The sequence below is a fragment of the Nonomuraea sp. NPDC049141 genome (genome assembly GCF_040648415.1).
GTDB lineage: Bacteria > Actinomycetota > Actinomycetes > Streptosporangiales > Streptosporangiaceae > Nonomuraea.
Map to the genome: position 1 here is coordinate 204,486 of NZ_JBEZDR010000005.1, position 19,085 is coordinate 223,570.

At 70.0% G+C, this 19,085-nt stretch carries 15 protein-coding genes; 9 read left to right on the forward strand and 6 right to left on the reverse strand.

All coding sequences use genetic code 11. The features are described from left to right. Positions 1 to 13: 13 nt before the first annotated feature. On the reverse strand, positions 14 to 835 hold the full coding sequence (locus AB0B91_RS16990) for an SDR family NAD(P)-dependent oxidoreductase (protein WP_358319755.1): 822 nt from the start codon (positions 833 to 835) through the stop codon (positions 14 to 16). 120 nt (positions 836 to 955) lie between these two features. On the opposite strand from AB0B91_RS16990, the gene AB0B91_RS16995 reads away from it, so the two are divergent. Then, complete coding sequence (locus tag AB0B91_RS16995) at positions 956 to 1,549, forward strand: TetR/AcrR family transcriptional regulator (RefSeq protein WP_358319757.1); 594 nt, start codon at positions 956 to 958, stop codon at positions 1,547 to 1,549. Here AB0B91_RS16995 and AB0B91_RS17000 read toward each other — a convergent pair. Next, positions 1,530 to 3,563: an MMPL family transporter gene (locus AB0B91_RS17000; RefSeq protein WP_358319759.1), complete on the reverse strand. Its 2,034-nt coding sequence runs from the start codon at positions 3,561 to 3,563 to the stop codon at positions 1,530 to 1,532. The two genes, AB0B91_RS16995 and AB0B91_RS17000, sit on opposite strands and share 20 nt — an antisense overlap. Before the next feature lie 127 nt (positions 3,564 to 3,690). Between AB0B91_RS17000 and AB0B91_RS17005 the strand changes: the two genes are divergently transcribed. Together AB0B91_RS17005 and AB0B91_RS17010 are read left to right on the forward strand one after the other, a co-directional pair. After that, positions 3,691 to 4,365 carry a response regulator transcription factor gene (locus tag AB0B91_RS17005; protein ID WP_358319762.1) on the forward strand — a complete coding sequence of 225 codons (675 nt, stop codon included), beginning with the start codon at positions 3,691 to 3,693 and terminating at the stop codon, positions 4,363 to 4,365. Continuing rightward, on the forward strand, positions 4,362 to 5,921 hold the full coding sequence (locus tag AB0B91_RS17010; protein ID WP_358319765.1) for a HAMP domain-containing sensor histidine kinase: 1,560 nt from the start codon (positions 4,362 to 4,364) through the stop codon (positions 5,919 to 5,921). The genes AB0B91_RS17005 and AB0B91_RS17010 overlap by 4 nt, the downstream gene beginning before the upstream one ends. A gap of 25 nt (positions 5,922 to 5,946) precedes the next feature. Here the strand turns inward: AB0B91_RS17010 and AB0B91_RS17015 are convergent, their stop codons facing one another. Beyond that, positions 5,947 to 7,857: an amino acid transporter gene (locus tag AB0B91_RS17015; protein ID WP_358319768.1), complete on the reverse strand. Its 1,911-nt coding sequence runs from the start codon at positions 7,855 to 7,857 to the stop codon at positions 5,947 to 5,949. A gap of 327 nt (positions 7,858 to 8,184) precedes the next feature. On the opposite strand from AB0B91_RS17015, the gene AB0B91_RS17020 reads away from it, so the two are divergent. Both AB0B91_RS17020 and AB0B91_RS17025 read left to right on the forward strand, forming a co-directional pair. Then, on the forward strand, positions 8,185 to 9,000 hold the full coding sequence (locus AB0B91_RS17020) for a DeoR/GlpR family DNA-binding transcription regulator (RefSeq protein ID WP_358319771.1): 816 nt from the start codon (positions 8,185 to 8,187) through the stop codon (positions 8,998 to 9,000). Beyond that, on the forward strand, positions 8,997 to 12,590 hold the full coding sequence (locus tag AB0B91_RS17025; protein WP_358319774.1) for a glycosyl hydrolase: 3,594 nt from the start codon (positions 8,997 to 8,999) through the stop codon (positions 12,588 to 12,590). Before AB0B91_RS17020 ends, AB0B91_RS17025 begins: the two co-directional genes overlap by 4 nt. Before the next feature lie 114 nt (positions 12,591 to 12,704). Here AB0B91_RS17025 and AB0B91_RS17030 read toward each other — a convergent pair whose 3' ends face one another. After that, positions 12,705 to 13,586 (reverse strand): AraC family transcriptional regulator, encoded by an 882-nt coding sequence (locus AB0B91_RS17030; RefSeq protein WP_358319777.1) that lies wholly within the window; start codon positions 13,584 to 13,586, stop codon positions 12,705 to 12,707. Between the two features lie 141 nt (positions 13,587 to 13,727). On the opposite strand from AB0B91_RS17030, the gene AB0B91_RS17035 reads away from it, so the two are divergent. Beyond that, complete coding sequence (locus AB0B91_RS17035; protein WP_358319780.1) at positions 13,728 to 15,059, forward strand: hypothetical protein; 1,332 nt, start codon at positions 13,728 to 13,730, stop codon at positions 15,057 to 15,059. A 102-nt stretch (positions 15,060 to 15,161) separates the two neighbouring features. Here the strand turns inward: AB0B91_RS17035 and AB0B91_RS17040 are convergent, their stop codons facing one another. Beyond that, positions 15,162 to 15,935 (reverse strand): transcriptional regulator, encoded by a 774-nt coding sequence (locus tag AB0B91_RS17040; protein WP_358319782.1) that lies wholly within the window; start codon positions 15,933 to 15,935, stop codon positions 15,162 to 15,164. Positions 15,936 to 16,216: 281 nt separating this feature from the next. On the opposite strand from AB0B91_RS17040, the gene AB0B91_RS17045 reads away from it, so the two are divergent. The 3 genes from AB0B91_RS17045 to AB0B91_RS17055 are packed head-to-tail and all read left to right on the forward strand — an operon-like array spanning position 16,217 to position 18,469. After that, positions 16,217 to 17,473 (forward strand): cytochrome P450, encoded by a 1,257-nt coding sequence (locus AB0B91_RS17045; RefSeq protein WP_358319784.1) that lies wholly within the window; start codon positions 16,217 to 16,219, stop codon positions 17,471 to 17,473. A gap of 29 nt (positions 17,474 to 17,502) precedes the next feature. After that, positions 17,503 to 17,823 carry a hypothetical protein gene (locus AB0B91_RS17050; protein WP_358319787.1) on the forward strand — a complete coding sequence of 107 codons (321 nt, stop codon included), beginning with the start codon at positions 17,503 to 17,505 and terminating at the stop codon, positions 17,821 to 17,823. Then, positions 17,801 to 18,469: a helix-turn-helix domain-containing protein gene (locus AB0B91_RS17055; protein ID WP_358319790.1), complete on the forward strand. Its 669-nt coding sequence runs from the start codon at positions 17,801 to 17,803 to the stop codon at positions 18,467 to 18,469. The genes AB0B91_RS17050 and AB0B91_RS17055 overlap by 23 nt, the downstream gene beginning before the upstream one ends. A 77-nt stretch (positions 18,470 to 18,546) precedes the next feature. On the opposite strand, the gene AB0B91_RS17060 is transcribed toward AB0B91_RS17055, so the two are convergent. Then, positions 18,547 to 18,936 (reverse strand): hypothetical protein, encoded by a 390-nt coding sequence (locus AB0B91_RS17060; RefSeq protein WP_358319793.1) that lies wholly within the window; start codon positions 18,934 to 18,936, stop codon positions 18,547 to 18,549. Positions 18,937 to 19,085: the final 149 nt, after the last annotated feature.

Sequence of the window (19,085 nt, forward strand, 5' to 3'; positions counted from 1 at the left end):
GCGTATGGGGCGCTCAACCTTGCGCCTTGCGGCTGAGGTGCTCCCAGGCGCGGTACTCCTCCGTTCGGGCCTGGTCCATCTGCTGGACAAGGTCGTAGGAGTTACTGCCGACGATCAGCCGCAGCGGCGGATTCGGCAGGTCGACCAAGTCCATGATGACGGGTGCGGCCGTACTCGGGTCAGGTCCCGCGTCGTCGCCCCATATCTCGGCCAGCTTCTTGCGCAGGGACTCATACTCTGGAAGGGGCTCGGTCGTCGTGGTGCCCGTCGTGAACAGCCCGGTGTTGTAGCCGCCCATCTGCACAATGGTGACCTTGATGCCGAAGGGCTCGACCTCCATCGCCAGCGCCTGGCTGACTGAGTCGAGCGCCGACTTGCCCGCCGCGTACAGGCCGACCGAGGCGAATCCCCCGCCGGAGCCCATCGAGGTGACCTGGAGGATGCGCCCGGAACCCTGCGCCCGCAGGTACGGGACGACGGCTTGGGCGACCCAGATCGCGCCGAAGAGGTTGACGTCGAGATGGGCCCGGATCTGCTCCTCGGTGGCCTCTTCCACCATGCCGAACAGCAGCCCTCCGGCGTTGTTGACCACGACGTCGAGCCGCCCGAAGGCCGCCGCCGCCCGGTCCACGCCTTCCCGGACCGCCGCGCGATCGGAGACGTCCATGGACAGGCGTACAAGACGGCCCGGATGCTCTTCCGCCAGTTCAGCGAGCGGATCGACATCGCGGGCCGCGGCCACGACCCGGTCTCCCGCGGCCAGCGCCGCCTCCGCGAACGCCCGGCCCAACCCCCGGGACGCTCCGGTGATGAACCACACTCGGGTACTCGTCACAGACCCCACCTCCTCATATTTGAGACGAGACGGTTCGTCTCGCAAGACACAGCTTGCATCAGCCTTCCCCATTCGTCAAGACGGAACGTCTCGTCTCCAAGGGCTGCTATCCTCACCGGCATGTCCACCGCGAAACAGCCGGACCCCACCCGCCGCAACGAGCGATCGCGCCAGGCGATCCTCGACGCGGCCCGCGAACTGGTCACCGAGGTGGGGTACGCGAAGGTCACGATCGAAGCCATCGCCGCACGGGCAGGGGTGGGCAAGCAGACGATCTACCGCTGGTGGCGCAACCGAGGAGCCGTGATCTTCGACTCGTTCCTGGCGCTCAGCGAGGGGGCCGAAGGGCTCGCGCTACCCGACACGGGCGACATCGAAGCCGACCTCAAGACCGTCATGCGCGCCACCGTCGCCGAGTTCGCCGACCCCGGCTTCGAGGCGCCGATCCGGGCGCTCAACATGGAGATCATCAACGATCCGGAGCTCGCCGCCCAATACCGCGAGAAACTGGCCGGACCCGTGGACGAGGCCAAGAAGGCGCGACTGCGCAGCGCGCAGCGGGCGGGCCAGTTTGCCGCGGACGCCGATCTCGACCTGGCACTTGAGCTGCTGTACGCCCCCCTCTACCAGCGCTGGCTGCACCGCTCCGGACCGCTCACGCCCGAGTACGCCGACGCCCTGGTGGAGCTCACACTCAGGGCGTTCCGCCCCTGAGCCCTCGACGACCGGTGACCCAGTTCCACCGGCCCATCACCGCGACGAGCGCGGGCACGAGCAGTGCCCGGACCACGGTCGCGTCCAGCAGCACGCCGATGCCGAGCCCGGTCGCGAAGATCTTGATCTCCGGTTGCGGAGCGGCGGCCAGAGACGCGAACGCCAGGAAGAGGATCAGGGCAGCGCTGGTGACCAGGCGACCCGTCCGGCCGATGCCCACCACGATCGCCTCCTCCGTGTCGGCCGTCCTGTCGTACGCCTCGCGCATCCGCGCCAGGATGAACACCTCGTAGTCCATGGACAGGCCGTACAGGAACGCGAAGATCATGGCGGGGATGAACTCCGGGATGGCACCCATCCCGGGCAGGCCCCAGATCGGCGCGGAGCCGTAGCCGTACTGCCAGACCAGGACCACCGCGCCCAGGGTCGCGGCCAGTGAGAGCAGATTGAGCACCACCGCCTTGATCGCCAGGACCGGTGACCGGAACGTCCGGGCGAGCAGGAGAAATGTCATGATCGCGATCAGCGCGAGCATCACCGGGAAGGCACCGTAGACCGCGGCCACGAAGTCCATGCTCTGGGCGGCCTCACCGGCGACCTGGGCCCCGGGAGGCACCGCCCCGCGGATCCGGGTGATCGTGTCCTTCCCGGCCGCGGTCCCCGTCTCGTCGGCGGGGATCACGGTGATCAGGGACGTTCCGCCGCCGCGCCAGGCCGGAGGGGCGACCGCCGTGGCGACTCCCGGCAGCGACGCCAGCCGGGCGGCTTCGGCGGCCGGATCGGCGCCCGCGGGGAGGATCACGTCGAGCGGCGTGAGCACCCCGCTCGGGATCCCCGCGCGCCGCAGCTCGGTCAGCCCTTCGTACGCCGGTCCCGATCCGGCCAGCGAGGGACTCGTCGGCTGGCCGAGCTGGAGCCCGAAGGCCGCGCAGCCGAGGGCCGCGAGCAGGCCGGTGGACGCGATCAGCGCCGGCCACCGGAACCGGATCACGCCGCGCGCCCAGGCCGCCCAGCGCCACGCCTCGGCGCGCGGGCGCCGGCGCGGCCGGTCGAGCCGGGCTCCGCCCTTCGCCAGCAACACGGGCAGCAGGGTCAGGACGACCGCCACGCTCACCAGCGGGACCAGGATCCCGCCGTACCCGATGCTGCGCAGGAACGGCACTGGGATGACCACCATGGCGATCAGGCCGATGCCCACCGTGGCCCCGCTGATCACCACGGAGCGCCCGGCCGTGACCAGCGCGCGCATGACGGCGTCGTCCCCCTCGTACCCCAGCGCCCGCTCCTCCCGCCAGCGGGTGATGAGCAGGAGCGAATAGTCGATCGCCACCCCCAGCCCGATGAGGGCGACGATGAACTGCACGATCATGTGCACGTCCGTCACTCCGGCCAGGCCGTACACCGCCAGGAAGGTCACCGGGATCGACACGGCGGCGACCAGGACGGGGACCAGGGCCAGCACCGAGCCGAAGACGAAGGCGAGCACCACGAGCGCGCCCACCCCGCCGATCAGCGTCTCGGCGAGCACGCTGACGCCCCGCGCCTCGACGGCGGCCAGGGCTTCGAGGCCGGTCACGCGGAGTGTCGCGCCGCCCGTCATGGCCGGTCGCATGACCCGCAGGAGGGGTCCGCTCAGGTCGGCGTTCATGCCCCGGGTCGGCTCGGTGAACACCAGCCCGAACGTCGTCCGCCCGTCCGCGCCGACGAAGCGCCGGTCCCCGGTGTCGGCGTACGACACGACGCGGACCCGCATCGCCGCGGCCGCCACCGCGAACGGCCGGGCGATGAGCGCCCGCGTCCCCGGGTCGTCCACCGTCCGGCCGGCGGGCAGGGTGATGACAGCGACCAGCGGCGGATCGTCCCCGCCCGTGCCGTAGAGCCGGTGGATGGCCTGGTTCGCCTCGTATCCCGGCCGGCCCGGCTGGGCGAGATCCTCCGTCAGACGATCACCGACACCGATCGTCGCGAACCCGCCCATGACCGCCAGCGCCAGCCATGCGAGGACGACGAGCACCTTGTGCTGAAGGATAAAAAAGCCGAATCGCTCCATACGGCCAGTCCAACCGCCTGATCTTCAGGGGCTCTGTGACCGCTCTTGGAGTCCACAGAGATTTCTAAGACCGCGGCACGACACTGAAGGAGTGAGCGCCCGCATCCTCGTCGTGGACGACGATCCCAACCTGTCCGATCTGGTGGTGATGGCCATGCGGTACGAGGGCTTCGAAGCCGTCGCCGCGGGTTCCGGAGCCGAGGCGGTCGCCCGCGTCGCCGATTTCGCGCCCGACCTGGTCGTGCTGGACATCATGCTGCCCGACATCTCCGGGCTGGAGACGTGCCGGCGGCTGCGACGACTGGGGCACCAGGTGCCGGTCATCTTCCTGACCGCCAAGGGCCGTACCGAGGACAAGATCGCCGGTCTCACCTCTGGCGGGGACGACTACGTGACCAAGCCGTTCAGCCTGGAGGAACTGATCGCGCGGGCGCGGGCCGTGCTCGGCCGTACCCGGCAGGCGGCCCGCCTCTCGTACGCCGACCTCGAGATCGACGAGGACGCCTATGAGGTGCGGCGCGGCGGCCGGTTGATCGAGCTCACCCCGACCGAGTTCAAGCTGCTGCGCTATCTGGTGACCAACGCGGGACGGGTGCTGACCAAGCGGCAGATCCTCGACCACGTCTGGGAGTACGACTCCGGCGGGAGTGAAGGGGTCGTGCACACATACATCAGCTACCTGCGCCGGAAGGTCGACGACACCGGCGAACCGCTGATCCACACCGTGCCCCGGGTCGGATACGCGTTACGGCTGATGCGCCCATGATTCGGCTGCGGGCGCCGAGATCGTTGCGGGTACGGCTGGGGCTCACCGTGCTGGCCCTGCTGGCGGCGGGGCTGGTGGGGGTGCCCATGGCGGCCTGGGGCGTCATACGGGACACCGGCTCGGGACGGGCCCACGCCCAGCTCGACCGCTTCGCGCGTGACGTGACCGGGCTGCTGCCGGGCGGGCGCACGCTCGCGCTGCCGGAAGGGGACGCGGCGAGGCTGCTCTCCATCGCCCTGCGGACCGGCGAATCGCCGTCCTTCCTCCAGCTCCGAAGCGCGGACGGTCAGGTGATCCAGACTGTCGCCCCCACCGGCGCACCGGCCGGCGCGGCCCGGGCGAGGTGGCCTCAGGCGCGTACGACGGACGTCCCGGACGGGGCGGTGTTCTTCCGCGACGACGACGCGCCCGACGAGGTTCCCGACGCCGGCGATGACGGGTCCGTCAGGGACGGTCCGTTCGGTCGCGCGAGTGACTGGTGGCTGCGCGTCTCGTGGCTACCCGACGGGCGGATCCTGACCACCGGGGTCCGCGCGACCGAGTACGACGCGCTCATCGGGCGGCTGGCCGGCGTTCTCGGCGCCATCACGCTGCTCGCGCTCATCGTGCTGGCCGTCATCGCCTTCCGCGCGATCCGCCGTGCGTTACGTCCGCTGAACGAGATCGCCGAGACCGCCAAGGCCATCGGGAACGGCGATCTCACCCAGCGCGTGGAACCCGCCGAACCGTGGAGCGAGGCAGGCCGGCTCGGGCTGGCGCTGAACGCGATGCTCGGCCAGATCGAGGTCGCCTTCCGTGAGCGCGCCGCGTCGGAGGAGCGGCTGCGCCGGTTCGTCGCCGACGCCTCGCACGAGCTGCGTACCCCGGTCGCGACCGTACGCGGGTACGCGGAGCTGTTCCGCCGTGGTGGCTCGGACAGCGCCGAGGACCTGGCCAAGATCATGACGCGGATCGAGTCGACGGCCTCCCACATGGGCGTCCTCGTGGACGAACTCCTGCTGCTCGCCGACCTCGACGAGGGGCGCCTGCTGGAGAGCGGGCCGGTGGACCTGACCGGCCTGGCCGCGGAGGCGCTGGAAGCGGCCCGGGCGGTGGCGCCCGCCCGGCCATTGCGCCTGGTGACCGGCCACGGGGAGCTGCTCGTCCGTGGTGACCGCACGCGGTTGCGGCAGCTGCTGGACAACCTGCTGGCCAATGTCCGTACGCACACTCCGGCGGGCACTCCGGCGACGATCACCGTACGGACAGACGGCGGCGCGGATATCAGAGAGGTGGTCGTCGAGGTGCGCGACGAAGGGCCCGGCCTTACCGCCGAACAGGCGGCGCACGTCTTCGAGCGCTTCTACCGGGCCGCCCCCGCGCGGACCCGTGGCGGCGCCGGTCTCGGCCTGGCCATCGTGGCCGCCGTGGCCGAGGCCCACGGTGGCAGCGCGCGCGCACGACCCGCGAACCCGGGGGCCGTCTTCGAGATCCGGCTCCCCCTCGCGGCGGGCCCTGCCTCGGTCTCCTTCGCCGTCGAGCGCGACCGGCCGAGGCCCGGACTCCCCGGCAAGTAGCCGCCGGCCCCGGAAGCCCGGTGCTTCAGCCGACGTGGACGTGCGGTCGGCGTTCGAGGTCCGGCTCGGCCTTGCGGAGGACCTCACGAGTCAGCGCCGGTACGTCGCCGCCGCCGAAGACCAGGTAACGCAGCATCGCCACGATCGGGTTGCCCTCGGTCCAGTGGAAGTAGATGTGCGGCGCGCCTCCGGTGCGGTCACGCAGGTAGATCAGGAGCGCGGCCAGCGCGTTGGCCACGGCCGAGCTCTCGATGGTGAGGATCTTGTGGCCGTACCGCTCCTCACCCTTGACGTGCAGCTCGGTCTCGAACTCCGACGCGTCCGGCACCGACACCTCGACGAACAGGCACGGCTCGGAGCTGCGCAGCCGGTGGTTGATCCACGTCTCGCGCAGCTTGTCGTTGTACTCGTTCTGGTCGCGCTGGTGCGGCTCGTTCGCGAGCACATGGATCTCGCCGCACGCGTCATTGACGAACTCCTCCGCCAGCGGGTCCAGGCGCACCTCGGTGACCCGCAGCTCCGTGGAGCGCGTGGCCCGCGAGATCAGCGACGTGACGACGATGGCGGCGATGAAGAACGAGGCGATCTTCACGCCGTCCGGCCGCTCGAAGACGTTGTCGACCAGCGTGTACGCCAGCACGGCCGCGATGACGCCGAACCCCGCGGTCGCCCGGTGCTGCCTCTTGGTCCGCGCCGACAGCGTCACCGCGACCGCCGCCGACAGCATGAGCACCAGCACGCCGGTGGCGTACGCACCGCCCTGGGCGTCGACGTCGGCCTGGAAGATGATCGTGATGGCGAACCCGATGGCGGAGAAGACCAGCACGAGCGGCCGCACGGCCCCGGTCCACTCCGGCGCCATGCCGTACCGGGGCAGATATCGCGGCACCAGGTTGATCAGGCCGGCCATCGCCGAGGCCCCGGCGAACCAGAGGATCGCGATCGTGCTGACGTCGTAGGCGGTGCCGAACCAGTTGCCCAGGTACTGGTGGGCCAGGTAGGCCAGCGCGCGCCCGTTGGCCTTGCCTCCCTCCTCGAATTCCTGGTGCGGGATGAGCACGGTGGTCACGAAGCTGGAGAAGATCAGGAACACGCTCATGATCAGCGCCGCGACCGTCAGCAACCGCCTGGTCCCCGCGATCCGCTGCGGGATGTCCCCCTTGACCACCGGCATCACCGCCACACCGGTCTCGAACCCGGACATGCCCAGCGCGAGCTTGGGCATCACCAGCAGCGACAGCCCGATCATCGCCAGCGGACTGCGGTAACTCGTGCTGAGCGCCTGCTTCCAGTCCACGACCGCCCCTGGCGCCTCCAGCACGTGCGCGATCGCGGTGGCCACCACCACCGCGTTCAGGCCGAGATAGACGAAGACGAGCAGGACGGCGATGCCGATCGCCTCGCTGAACCCCATCAGGAACACCCCGCCGAGCAGCGCCAGCAGCACCAGCGTGACGATCACCCGCTGTCCGGCCAGGAAGTCGGGCACGAACGGGTTCTCCAGCAGGTGCGCGGTGGCGTCGGCCGCCGACAGCGTCATCGTGATCACGAAGTCGGTGGCCGCGAACCCGAGCAGGGCCAGCACGAAGATCTTGCCCCACCACTGCGGCGCCAGCTTCTCCAGCATCGCGATCGAGCCCTGCCCGTACGGGCTCTCTTCGGCCACCCGCCGGTAGACCGGCAGCACGCCGAACAACGTCAGGGCCACCAGGAACAGCGTGGCCAGCGGCGACAGCAGCCCGGCCGCCAGCGCGGCGATGCCCGGCTGGTAGCCGAGCGTGGAGAAGTAGTCGACACCGGTCAGGCACATCACCCGCCACCACGAGTGCTTCACGTGCGGGCCGTGCTCGATCTGCTTGCGGTCGGTCTGCAGCCCTTCCAGCAGCCACGACCGCAGCGTCCCCTCCGTAGCGACCGGCCGTTTCGCCAGCACCATCCCGGTCACCCTCCATCAACATCGCGCACTAGGCACACTAGTGAGGGGAGATGGGTGTTTTGCCTGGTGAGGGCGTCAAGAAAACGTATATATCGCGGCGGGCAACCTATCAAGCAAGATGTGAAAATAACAGCCGCCGCGCACTCCCCCTGCCGAGTATCCCAATCCGGGCTGAGCTGGGGCTTCACCTCCTGGACCGCTCTTCAGCTCCAGCAGGGTGTTACGAGATGGTGCGCGTTGTAACGCTGGACAGCGTGAGAATCACATGTCAATGTTAGGCCGCGTTATGCTCCCTCCGCTTCGCGGAAACCCCCTCCGGAGACAGCCATGATGACCGACGACAGGGAAGCCCCGCGGGGACCCGCGCGGCGGCAGGAGGCCATCGCGGAGCGGATCCACGCCAAGGGCGAGCTCGCGGCCGCCGAGCTGGCCGAGCTGTTCCACGTCAGCGTGATGACGATCCACCGCGATCTCAACGAGCTGGAACGCCAGGGGATCGTACGCAAGCTGCGCGGCGGCGTCACCGCGCAGCCGTCCAGCGTCTTCGAGAGCAACGTCGCCTTCCGCGAGAAGTCGATGCGCAGGGAGAAGGACGCGATCGCCGCCAGGGCGGTGGAGCTGATCGAGCCCGGCATGGCCGTCATACTCGACGACTCCACCACCAGCCTGGCACTGGCCAGGAAGCTGGAGCCGCTGGCGCCGCTGACCGTCGTCACCAACTTCCTGACGACGATCGAGCTGGTCGCGGGCATGCCCGGCATCCGGCTGATCGCGCTGGGCGGCGACTACGACATGCTGCACAACTCCTTCCTCGGCGTCTCCTGCACCGACGCGGTCGCGGCCTTGCAGGCCGACCTGTGCTTCGTCTCCACCTCGGCGGTGACCGGCGAGTACGCCTACCACCAGGAGCAGCACATCGTGCCGGTGAAACGGGCGATGCTCGCCTCCGCGACCCGCAGCGTGCTGCTGATCGACCACACCAAACTGGCCAGGACCGCGCTGTACCGGGTCACGAGCCTCAAGTCGTTCGACCATGTCATCGTGGACGACGGGGCCCGGCCGGAGGCGCTGTCCGGCCTCGACGAGTTGAACCTGTCCTACGACGTGGTGGCTGTGCCCACCTCCCCTTTGGAGCTGCCATGACCTTGCCGGCCGAGCTCGCTGACATCCTGCGCCACCCGCCCCGGGCGTACTCCCCCGCGGCCATCTGGTGGTGGAGCGGCGAGCGGTTGAGACACGACCGGCTGCGCTGGCAACTGGAGCGGTTCGCCGAGGGCGGCGTGTGGAACCTCGTGATACTCAACCTGGCGCCGTCGGGACCGATGTTCGGCTCCGACGCCGACGACCCGCCGTTCTTCTCCGAGGACTGGTGGACCCTGCTGGAGCAGGTGTGCGCCGACGCCGAGGAGCTGGGGATCTCCCTGTGGTTCTACGACCAGCTCGGCTTCTCGGGCGCCGACCTCCAGGCCCGGCTGGTCAGCGAGGAGCCCCGCTTCGCCGGCCGGTGGCTGTCCCCGGACGGCTCGGTGACCACCCGCGGCTTCGACTACCTGTCCGCAGAGGCGTGCGCGGCGCTGATCGACCGGGTGCACGGCGAGTTCGAGCGTCGGCTGGGGCACCGGCTGGGCACGGTCATCGCCGGTTCCTTCCAGGACGAGCTGCCCTCGCTCCCCACCTGGTCCGACACCTTCGCCGTGGAGTTCGAGAAGCGCCGAGGCTACGACCTCACCCCTCACCTGCCGCTGCTGTGGGCGGACGAGGAAGGCGCGGGTGAGGTACGCCGCGACTACCAGCGCACCCGGGCCGAGCTGGCGGAGGAGGCGTTCTTCCGCCCGCTCGCCGCCTGGCACGACCGCCACGGCCTGCTGAGCGGCTGCGACCAGCAGGATCCCGCCCGCGCCGGATATCCGGTGGAGGGCGTCCAGCTGTACGCCGACTACGCGCGCACCCACCGCTGGTTCAGTGCGCCGGGCTCCGACCACCACGGTGACGCGCGGGTGCACTCCTCGCTGGCCCACCTGTACGACCGGCCGCGCACCTGGATCGAGGCGTTCCACTCCAGCGGCTGGGGCGGCACGCTGGAGGAGACCTTCGACTGGCTGCTCCCCTGGCTGCGGGCCGGAGCCACGCTCTACAACCCGCACGCCGTCTACTACACGACCAAGGCCGGATGGTGGGAGTGGGCGCCGCCGTCCACGGACTGGCGCCAGCCGTACTGGCGGCACCACCGCGTCTTCGCCGACGCCGTCACCCGGCTGTGCGCGATCCTCTCGCTGGGCCGGCACGCCTGCGACCTGGCGGTCCTCATGCCCACCGCGACCGTCCAGGCGAGCACGAGGCTCGACGGGGTGGCGGCGGAGGCCGCGCGGGCGCAGGAGGTCTACCGCGAGATCGTGGGCGAGATGGCGTGGTTCAGGATGCTGCCCGGCACCCTGGACCGGCTCGGCCTGGACGCCGACGTGATCGACGACGACTCGCTCCAGCGGGCCACCGTCCGGCCCGGCACGACCCGGACTCGGTTGGAGGTCGCCGACGAGTCCTATGCCGCGATCGTGCTGCCCGCGTGCGTCACGCTCGATCCGGCCACGGAAGCGGCGCTCGTGGCGTTCCTCGACGAGGGCGGCCTGGTCGTCGCCGTCGGCGCGCGCCCCGAGGGCCCGCTGCGCTCGCGTGTCCGCTTCGCCGCGACGACGGCCGACCTGGGCCCGCTGCTGTCGCCGCTGCGCCGGGTCGAGGCGCCGGTCCCCCCGCTGGTACGGGAGTTCGACGGCACCACCATCGTCTACCTCCAGGCCACCTTCCCCATGGCGAGCCGAGTGGCGGTCGAACGACCGGACGACCGCGGCACCGACCTGGGCTGGGACTCGGCCACCATCGACTTCGACCCCGGCCGGTACGCCGCCGAGATGCCGGTGCGCGTGCGCGGCGTCTCGGGGACGCCGCTGCTGGTGGACCCGTTCGGGGGTGGGGTGCGCGCGTTGCCGTACACGGTGGAGGGCGAGCACACCGAGGTCGTCGTGCCGTTCGACGCCGGTCCCGCCGCGCTGCTCGTCTTCACCGGCGAGCAGGTGGCGACGCCCGAACCGGCCGCGCCCCCCACGCGGGAGCTCGATCTCGGCGCCGGCTGGGAGATGGAGCTCGTACCCACGCTGGACGACACCTGGGGCGACCTCGGCCATTCCGGGCCGGTCCTGCACCGCTGGGAGGTCGAGCACCGCGTGGACGGGCTGAAGTGGCGGCCCGCGTACGCGACGTACGGGTCGCACGGCAGCTCGCGGATCGACGGCGGCGAGTGGCGGCCCGCGGTGTTCTCGGCCTCGCGCGGCATCAGGAAGGACCCCGTCCACCGCCGCACCCTCGGGCCCAAGGGTCACGTGCCGGAGGAGTTCCTGGACTTCGGCGAGGTGGCCATGGGGAAGAGCGCCTGGTTCAGGACCGAGCTGACCGTGCCGGAGCACGGGTTCCTCGCGATCGGCGCCGCGGCCGCCAAGGCGGTGCGGGTCGACGGCCATGACGTCGAGCTGGACGACAGGGGTTACCTGGCGCTCGCCCGCCGGCCGCTCTCGCCCGGCAACCACCTGCTGGAGGTCCGGTTGGTGCCCGAGGACGACGGGTGGCTGCGCGCGCACGTCGCCGTCGTGACCAGCCCTGAGCACTACCTGCGCCCGGAGTGGATCACCGGTCCGGCAGGGCCGGTCGAGCTGACCGCCGCGTTCACGCCGAAGGGCACGGTGCTCCAGGTGGCCGCGATGACGGCCTGCCAGGTGCTGGTCAACGGGGTGGAGATGGGCCGGCAGGGCGGGTTCGACCCGTACGCCGACGAGCGCAAGCCCCGGGTCCGCCGCTACAACCTGGCCGGAGTGCTCCGGCCCGGCGCGAACGAGGTGACCGTCCGCGTGGGGGACGGTGCCGAGCCGGTCCTGGTCGACGGCTGCGTCACCTCCGGGCCCGGCTGGTGGGCGGCGCACGACGGCGAACGCGCCCCGGCCGAGACCCGCAGGACGCAGTACCACGATCCCGCCGCCCTGCACCTGCCACGCCGCCCGCACCCGCTCCCCGGCACCGCCTGGCTGTCAGGGGACGAACCGGTCTCTTCGCCGGTCGTGCTTCCGGTCGTGATGGCGGAGGAGGGGACGGCGGGGCGCGTCGAGTGGCTGCGCTTCGAGGTCCCGCCGGGCGCGACCGCCCTCCGGGTGCCGTTGCGCGGCGCGGCCGAGCTACTGGTAGAGGGAGAGACGGTGGCGGAGGGCGCCGGCTGTCTGGAGGCGTCCCTCGACGGACGGGCCGGGCCGCGCGAGGCCCTGCTGAGAGTGGTGACCGAGGCCGGGTACACCGGCGGCGCCATCCTCACCGGCCCGATCGAGATCGAGACCGGCCCCGGCCCGATCGAGCTGGGCGACTGGGAGCGGGCCGGCCTGCCGGAGTACAGCGGCGGCGTCCGCTACCGCCGCACCGTACGTCTCGACGAGCGCCCGGACACCGGCCTCATGGACCTGGGCCGGGTGCGCGGCACCGCGGAGGTGCGGGTCAACGGCCACTCGTGCGGGATCAGGGTGTGCTCGCCGTACCGGTTCGACGTCGGCGCGGCACTGCGGGCCGGCGAGAACACGGTCGAGGTCGAGGTGTACGGCACACTCGCGCCGCACCTCGACGCGGTCAGCCCCACCCACTTCGTCTTCCCGGGCCAGCGAGCGAGCGGCCTGTACGGTCCAGCCCGCCTGCTACTCGGCTAGACGCGCCTCCACAACTACCGCTCCGCCACCGACACCACAACCAATCGCCCTCCCCACTCCCCGAAGGACCCCAGCCGAAGTACGGCGGGGAGTGCGGGAACGTAGGCCAGCCGTCTAGGTGCGAAACCGGTTCCGGTAAGTGGTCGCGCTAAGCCCGAAGTACGCCTTGAAACGGCGCGCGAAGTGGCTCTGGTCCGGCCAGCCCACCGCCCGGGCGATCGACGTCACCGGCTCGTCGGTACGCAGCAGCAGGTCGGCCGCGGTCTCGACCCGCAGCCGGCCCAGGTAGGCCATCGGCGGCAGCCCGGTGGCCGACTTGAAGAGCCGCACCAGGTAGGCGGGGCTGAGCGCGACGGCCCCGGCCAGCTCGGCCAGCGTCCAGTCATGGGCGAGGTCTCCCTCCACCATGCCCACGACGCGCATGACCGTCGGATGGGTCACCGAGCAGTCGGCAACGGCCTCGTCCTGCCCGGTGTCGACCGTGCGGGACAGGTGCCCGAGGAAGAGCGAGAGCCAGCCGATGACGTCGGCCCGGTGCTTCTGGATGCTGCGATCGCGCAGCCGGTCGAGCGCCTCCAGGTAGCCGACGCACGTACGGAGATCAACTTCGTCCAGGTGAGTGGTCAGCAGGCCGCGACGCTGCAACGAGTGCGGCCCGGTCCAGAGCAGGTAACCCAGCCGGGGATCCTCGCGCGTCCACGACAGCTCGTTGCGGAGGAGGTCGGTGCCTATGCAGCAGTTGTACAGGGCGAGCCGCGCGCAGTCCTCGTACCCGTGCCAGACGCCCGGACGCAGCAGGACCACGTCCCCGACCTGCAGTTCCTGCCGTCCCGACGAGGAAAGGTGGACGGCCGTCCCGGCGACCACGACGGCGATCTCCACGAAGCTGTGCGTGTGCACGGGCTCCTCGCCCTGGTGCGTGTATCGCCGCGCGTAGGCGGGAGAGCCGTCGGAGATGAAGAGCAGGCCACGCGACAACTTCAGGGGAGTAGCCATCACAGCAGCCACCTTAGCCACGTGAATTGGCATCAATTTCGTCCGACTCAGACGTGTTTAGTGCTATCTCCGGAGCGTTCCGGCTCTCATGCTTTCTGCTGTCCGCCTCTCAACACATGAGCCGGATGGAGAGGACGCCCCTTGTCCAGAGCCGTGGCCAGAATCGCCGCCATCCTCCTGCTAGCCACCGCCCCGCTCGCCGCCGCCACGGCGGCGCAGGCCGACCCCGTCGACGACTCCGCCTACGGAACCCCGCTCGTCGCCGTCTCCGGAGCCGGTGTCAACTGGCATCCGACGACCGGGCTGAGCACGCTCAAGGCACAGTCGGGCCTCACACAGGTCGACTTCGCCGACGTCATGACGAGCGCCAACCACCCCATGCGCACCTGCGACAGCACCGAGGCCGCCGGGCTGCCGATCAAGCCCGCCGCCACGGTCAGCTGGTGCTGGGACAGCGGTGACGCGAGCACCACGACCTGGATCCCGCAGAGCCTCACCACCTCCGGGGACGCCGACGACGACGGCACCTGGGGCGCGTACAAGGCCATCATCAGCGGCTGGAACTACTGCAACGCCGGCGAGTGCGGTGCGAACCTCCGCAACAACGACGCCAGGGTCGCCTTCATCGACTACACCAACCCCGCGGCGCCGAAGTACCGCTGGGTCTACCTGGTCGCGCCGACGGACGGCACCACCAACCCGAACGTCACCAGCTACTCCAACAACACCTTCGGCCCAGCGAAAGCGCACATGGGCGGCATGGCCTGGTACGGCGACAAGCTGTACGTCAGCGCGACCGGAGCCAACTCCACCGGCATCAGGGTCTTCAGCATGTCGGAGATCCTGCAGGTGAACGATCCGAGTTCGGCCATCGGCAAGACGAGCAGCGGGTACGCCGCCTACGGCTACCAGTACGTGATGCCGGAGGTCGGCTTCTACAGCTACGCCAGCGGCACCTGCACCATGAGCACCGACACGGGCGTGCCGTGCTTCGCCTCCATCTCCCTGGACCGCAGCACCAGCCCCGACTCCCTGACCGCCGTGGAGTACTTCAGCGACCCCGCCCTGCACGGCAGGGTCTACCGCTACAACCTCGGCGGCGCGAACTTCCTGCTGAGCGCCAACGCCAGCGGCTACACCCCGGCGGCCCAGGCGTACCGCACCCGGGTCGGCAACATGCAGGGAGTGCTGTCGTGGAACGGCACCTGGTACGTCTCGCACAGCTGGGCCGACGAACGAGGCGAGCTGTGGGCCCTGAACACCTCCACCGGCAGATCCCACACCTGCACCAACCCCTACAGCTCGCAGTATGAGTGCTGGGGATTCCACCCCGAGTCGCTCACCTACGACTACGCCACGGGCCTGGTCTGGTCGCTCACCGAGTGGACCAAGAACCAGTGCGCCACCGAAACCGCCACCCCGCTGAACTGCGGCCGGACCATCTTCGCCTTCCCCCGCACCGCACTCCCCTAGCCCGTCGCCCGTCGCCCGTCGCCCGTCGCCCGTCGCCCGTCGCCGGGAGGAGGGTGAGCCCCCGTGCTCTCCTCCCGGCCCACACCTGTGGTCTTGGGCCCTCTAGCGTCCGGCGTGAGGCTGCGGTTGTGCTTGAGCGACCGCGACAATTCGCTCCAAGGCCGCCGCGTGTCGCTCGAAGGCTCGCCGTCCTTCCGGCGTCAGCTGTACGTACGTGCGTCGGGTCCCCGTCTCCTGGCTCGTGCGTACCCAGACATAGCCGGCCTCGGCCAAGGCCGAGATCTGCTCGGACAGTGCCGAGTCGCCGGTCTTGATCGTGTCCCTCAGGAAGCCGAATTCCACCCCGCTGGCCGGGGCCAGCAGCGCCACGATCGACAGCCGGGCCGGGACGTGCAGGAACCCGTTGAAGAAGGGGTCCATCAGCCCGTGCCTGCGGTCCTGCTGAATGACCCCCCTGTAGATGCGGCGGATCAGGGGGTTGGCCGGGATGGCGGTGACGACCGTCGCCGCAGCGGCGATGGTGGCGGGGGCGGGCAGATCGAGTGCCCAGGTGGTGATCCGGAAGGCTACGAACACCACTATGTAACTGACCCCCCATCCCGCGTAGAGCACGAGTTCACGGTCGGTGGGCGTCCTGCGGACGGAAGACCTCCGGTGCTGAACGATCAGCGCTCCCCCAGCCACCGCGCATCCGAGCACACGGGCAGCGGTGGCCCATGGCTCCGGGAAATCGAACGACGCCAACACGAGAAAGACCACCAACAGCGAGGTGGCGACCTGGGGGAGCACGAAGTACTGGCGTACGAGTTCGTTGTGGGTCCTGTCCTGGAGGCGGCGAATGCCGTCGAGCGAGGACTGGGCGTCGTGGGTGTTCATGGACCCTCCTTGACAAGTGGGCGTCGCGGGCCTGACCCCGCGCCACCTGCGGGGTGACGGTCCCCTGAGGGAAGGAATGCCAGGCGTCGATCGAGACCCTGCATCCGAGGACCAGGCATGTCCGGCACAATAACAGAGCAGATGCTCCAGAATTATGTATCCTTGAGGACGTCACTCTGCGACGACGCGGGTGCTCGAGCTCTATCGGAACATGCGCGAACTGCTGGCCAAGGAGACGAACCAGCAGACCATCACCTGAACCTCACCCGAGTGGAGGAATCGTGAACGTCGTCAACCTGACAGACCCGGCGCTCATGCAGGACCCTTTCGGCGGCTTCGCTCGGATCCGGGAGGAGGGGCCGATGGTCAGGGGCTCCTATCCGGGAGGTGGCCCTCCGATGTGGCTGGTCACCCGCTACGAGGACGTGCGGAGCGTGCTCAGCGACACCCGGTTCGTCAACAATCCGGCGAGCGTACCCGGGATGGAGGTGGACAACATCCGCGAGCAGCTCATGGCGGCCAGGGGTATGGACCAGGACGTGGTCCCGTACCTCCTTGACTCCATCCTCGACGTGGACAACGCCGACCACCTCCGGCTGCGCCGCCTGATCTCCCGCGAGTTCACCGCCCGGCGGGTCATCGACCTGCGCCCCCGCATGGCCGAGATCACCGAATCGCTGCTCGACCTGCTGGACAACGAGACCGACCTGATCGAGAACTTCGCCTACCCGCTGCCGATCACGGTCATCTGCGAGCTGGTGGGCGTACCGGAGCAGGACCGTCCTGCCTGGCGCGAGCAGGGCGAGGCCCTCATGACCCGCACGCCCGGCGCGGTGAACGCACCGTGGCGGGGCATGATCGAACTGTCCCGGGACCTGATCGAACGGCGACGCGCGAACCCGGGGAACGACCTGCTGTCGGCGTTGATCCGCACCCACGACGAGGACGGCGACCGGCTGAGCGACCGCGAGCTGATCACCATGATCATCACCCTCATCTTGGCCGGGCACGAGACGACCACGCACCTGATCGGCAATGGCACCCTGGCCCTGCTCACCCACCCCGACCAGCTTGACCTGGTGAAGAAGGACCCGGGGCTGTGGTCGCGTGCCATACCCGAGCTGATGCGCTGGTGCGGGCCGGTACACGGCGCCCAGATGCGGTACGCGGCAGAGGACGTCGAGATCGACGGGCAGACGATCAAGAAGGGCGAGGGCGTCATCCCGGTCCTGGTGAGCGCCAACCACGACCCGCGCCGCTTCGACGACCCCGAACGGCTCGACGTGACCCGTGAGCAGGACTCCCGGCGCGAGGTGCACGTGGGCTTCGGCCACGGGCCGCACTACTGCCTGGGCGCGGCACTGGCGCGCAACGAGGTGGAGATCGCGTTCAACGCGCTGTTCCGCCGGTTCCCCGGCCTTGCCCTGGCCGGTGAACCGGAGCGGCAGTACGTGCCGTGGTCCTGGCGCCTCGCCAAGCTCCCCGTCCGGCTGTCCGACTACGTCTCCAGTGACATTGCACGTGCCTGGCGAGGATGAGCGCGGCCGACAGGCGGCGAATCTTGGGCATGGTCACCGCGCTCATCGCAGGGCGGCTGGTTCCTATCGCCAGTCCGATCGCTGTCGTGGGGCTCCTCGCCGTACTTCCCCTGTACGGAGCCGGCGCCTTGTTCATCCGCGAGGTGGTCCGGCGGACCGAGCGCGGCTGGCCGACGATGCCGGCGTTCGAGGAGGCGTTCATCACCCAGACGCTCTGGAGCGAGGACTGGGTCGGCGTCCGCATCCTCGACTACGGCTACATGCCCGCGCCGGGGACAGCGCTGCCGTGGACCATTTCAGAGCGGGCGCTCCGCTATTGTGGCGGGCATGGCTCGTCCTCGCACTCATGATCTCGACCAGCTGTTGGATGTCGCCGAGCGGTTGGTGGCCGACGGCGGTCCGGAGCGGTTCACGGTGCGAGCGCTGGCGGAGGCCTCCGGGGTGTCGAACGGGGCGATCTACCACGCGTTCGGGTCGCTGCCAGTGCTGCTCGGACGGTTGTGGATGAGGGCGGCGGGAGAATTTCTGGATCTGCAGGTCGAGCTCGTCGACGCGGTGCAAGGGGGCGACCGCGAGACGGCGATCGCGGCGGTGGTGGCGGCGGCGGGCGCGCCCGCGGTGTTCGCCGACCGCCGCCCCGCCGCGGTGCGGATGCTCATGGCGGTGCGCCGCGACCAGTTGCTCGGCCCTCAGGTGCCCGATGAGCTGGCCGAGGAGATGTTCGCCTTGGACCAGCGGCTGGTGGCGCTGCTTGTCCGGCTGGCACGGGGGCTGTGGGGCCGAGCCGACGGAGCGAGCGTCGAGGTGATCACACTGTGCGTGGTCGACCTGCCGACGGCCGTGTTCCGCCGCGCGCTGACCGAGCCATCCGCGGACGGCCGGCCCGTGATCGGATCCGACAGCCGAGAACGCCTGGAAGCCGCGGTCCGTGGCGCCCTCACCCTCCCACCGCCTCCCCCGCGGAACAGGCGGCCCAAGCCTTCCGAAGAGGATTGACCACCACGCCCGCCGTCCAGGCGTTGGGCTGGTGCCGGTCGGGTCGAAGATCCGCACGTTGTGGATGACCGTGGGACTCACGCGGCCACCGCCCGGCGCCTGCGCGCGGCGCCCAGTAGTAGCGCGGCAGGCACGACGCCGAGGACGAACGGCGAAGGCTCGAATACGGCGGCACCGACCAGCGCCCACAGGGCCACGCCGATCCCGAGGTAGGGCGGCGGCACCTGCCCGCGCCGCCCGAACCCGACGACCAGTGCCCCGATCAGCCCTAGGGGCACAGCGAAGCTACCCCAGGCCAGCCAGAATGCGCCCATGCTCGGAGTCGGCCGAGCCAGATCGTCCAGATTCGGCGGGAAGAACCACAGCTCTCCCCCGAGCCAGCCCGGGATGTGGTCCGCGCTCAGCAGCGACATGGCCAGCAGATGGAGACAGGCCAGGAACACCAGGATCCGACCGGCCCACACCACGCCTTTTACGGTAATGAAAGTATCGGAACTCATGGTTTCGAATCATGGGCCTGTTCTAGTTCGGATGCAATGTTGGATCTGTCACATTACGGAGCCGACAGTTCCGTATTAGCTCCATCGCATCAGGGACAGCCGGGTTGACGGGGCCA

Excerpts from the sequence above, each read along its gene's own strand:
- AB0B91_RS17030 (WP_358319777.1), bottom strand. The coding sequence starts at position 13,586 with ATGGCTACTCCCCTGAAGTTGTCGCGTGGCCTGCTCTTCATCTCCGAC.
- AB0B91_RS17015 (WP_358319768.1), bottom strand. The coding sequence starts at position 7,857 with ATGGTGCTGGCGAAACGGCCGGTCGCTACGGAGGGGACGCTGCGGTCG.
- AB0B91_RS17025 (WP_358319774.1), top strand. The coding sequence starts at position 8,997 with ATGACCTTGCCGGCCGAGCTCGCTGACATCCTGCGCCACCCGCCCCGG.
- AB0B91_RS17010 (WP_358319765.1), top strand. The coding sequence starts at position 4,362 with ATGATTCGGCTGCGGGCGCCGAGATCGTTGCGGGTACGGCTGGGGCTC.
- AB0B91_RS17020 (WP_358319771.1), top strand. The coding sequence starts at position 8,185 with ATGATGACCGACGACAGGGAAGCCCCGCGGGGACCCGCGCGGCGGCAG.
- AB0B91_RS17055 (WP_358319790.1), top strand. The coding sequence starts at position 17,801 with ATGGCTCGTCCTCGCACTCATGATCTCGACCAGCTGTTGGATGTCGCC.
- AB0B91_RS17040 (WP_358319782.1), bottom strand. The coding sequence starts at position 15,935 with ATGAACACCCACGACGCCCAGTCCTCGCTCGACGGCATTCGCCGCCTC.
- AB0B91_RS17050 (WP_358319787.1), top strand. The coding sequence starts at position 17,503 with ATGGTCACCGCGCTCATCGCAGGGCGGCTGGTTCCTATCGCCAGTCCG.
- AB0B91_RS16995 (WP_358319757.1), top strand. The coding sequence starts at position 956 with ATGTCCACCGCGAAACAGCCGGACCCCACCCGCCGCAACGAGCGATCG.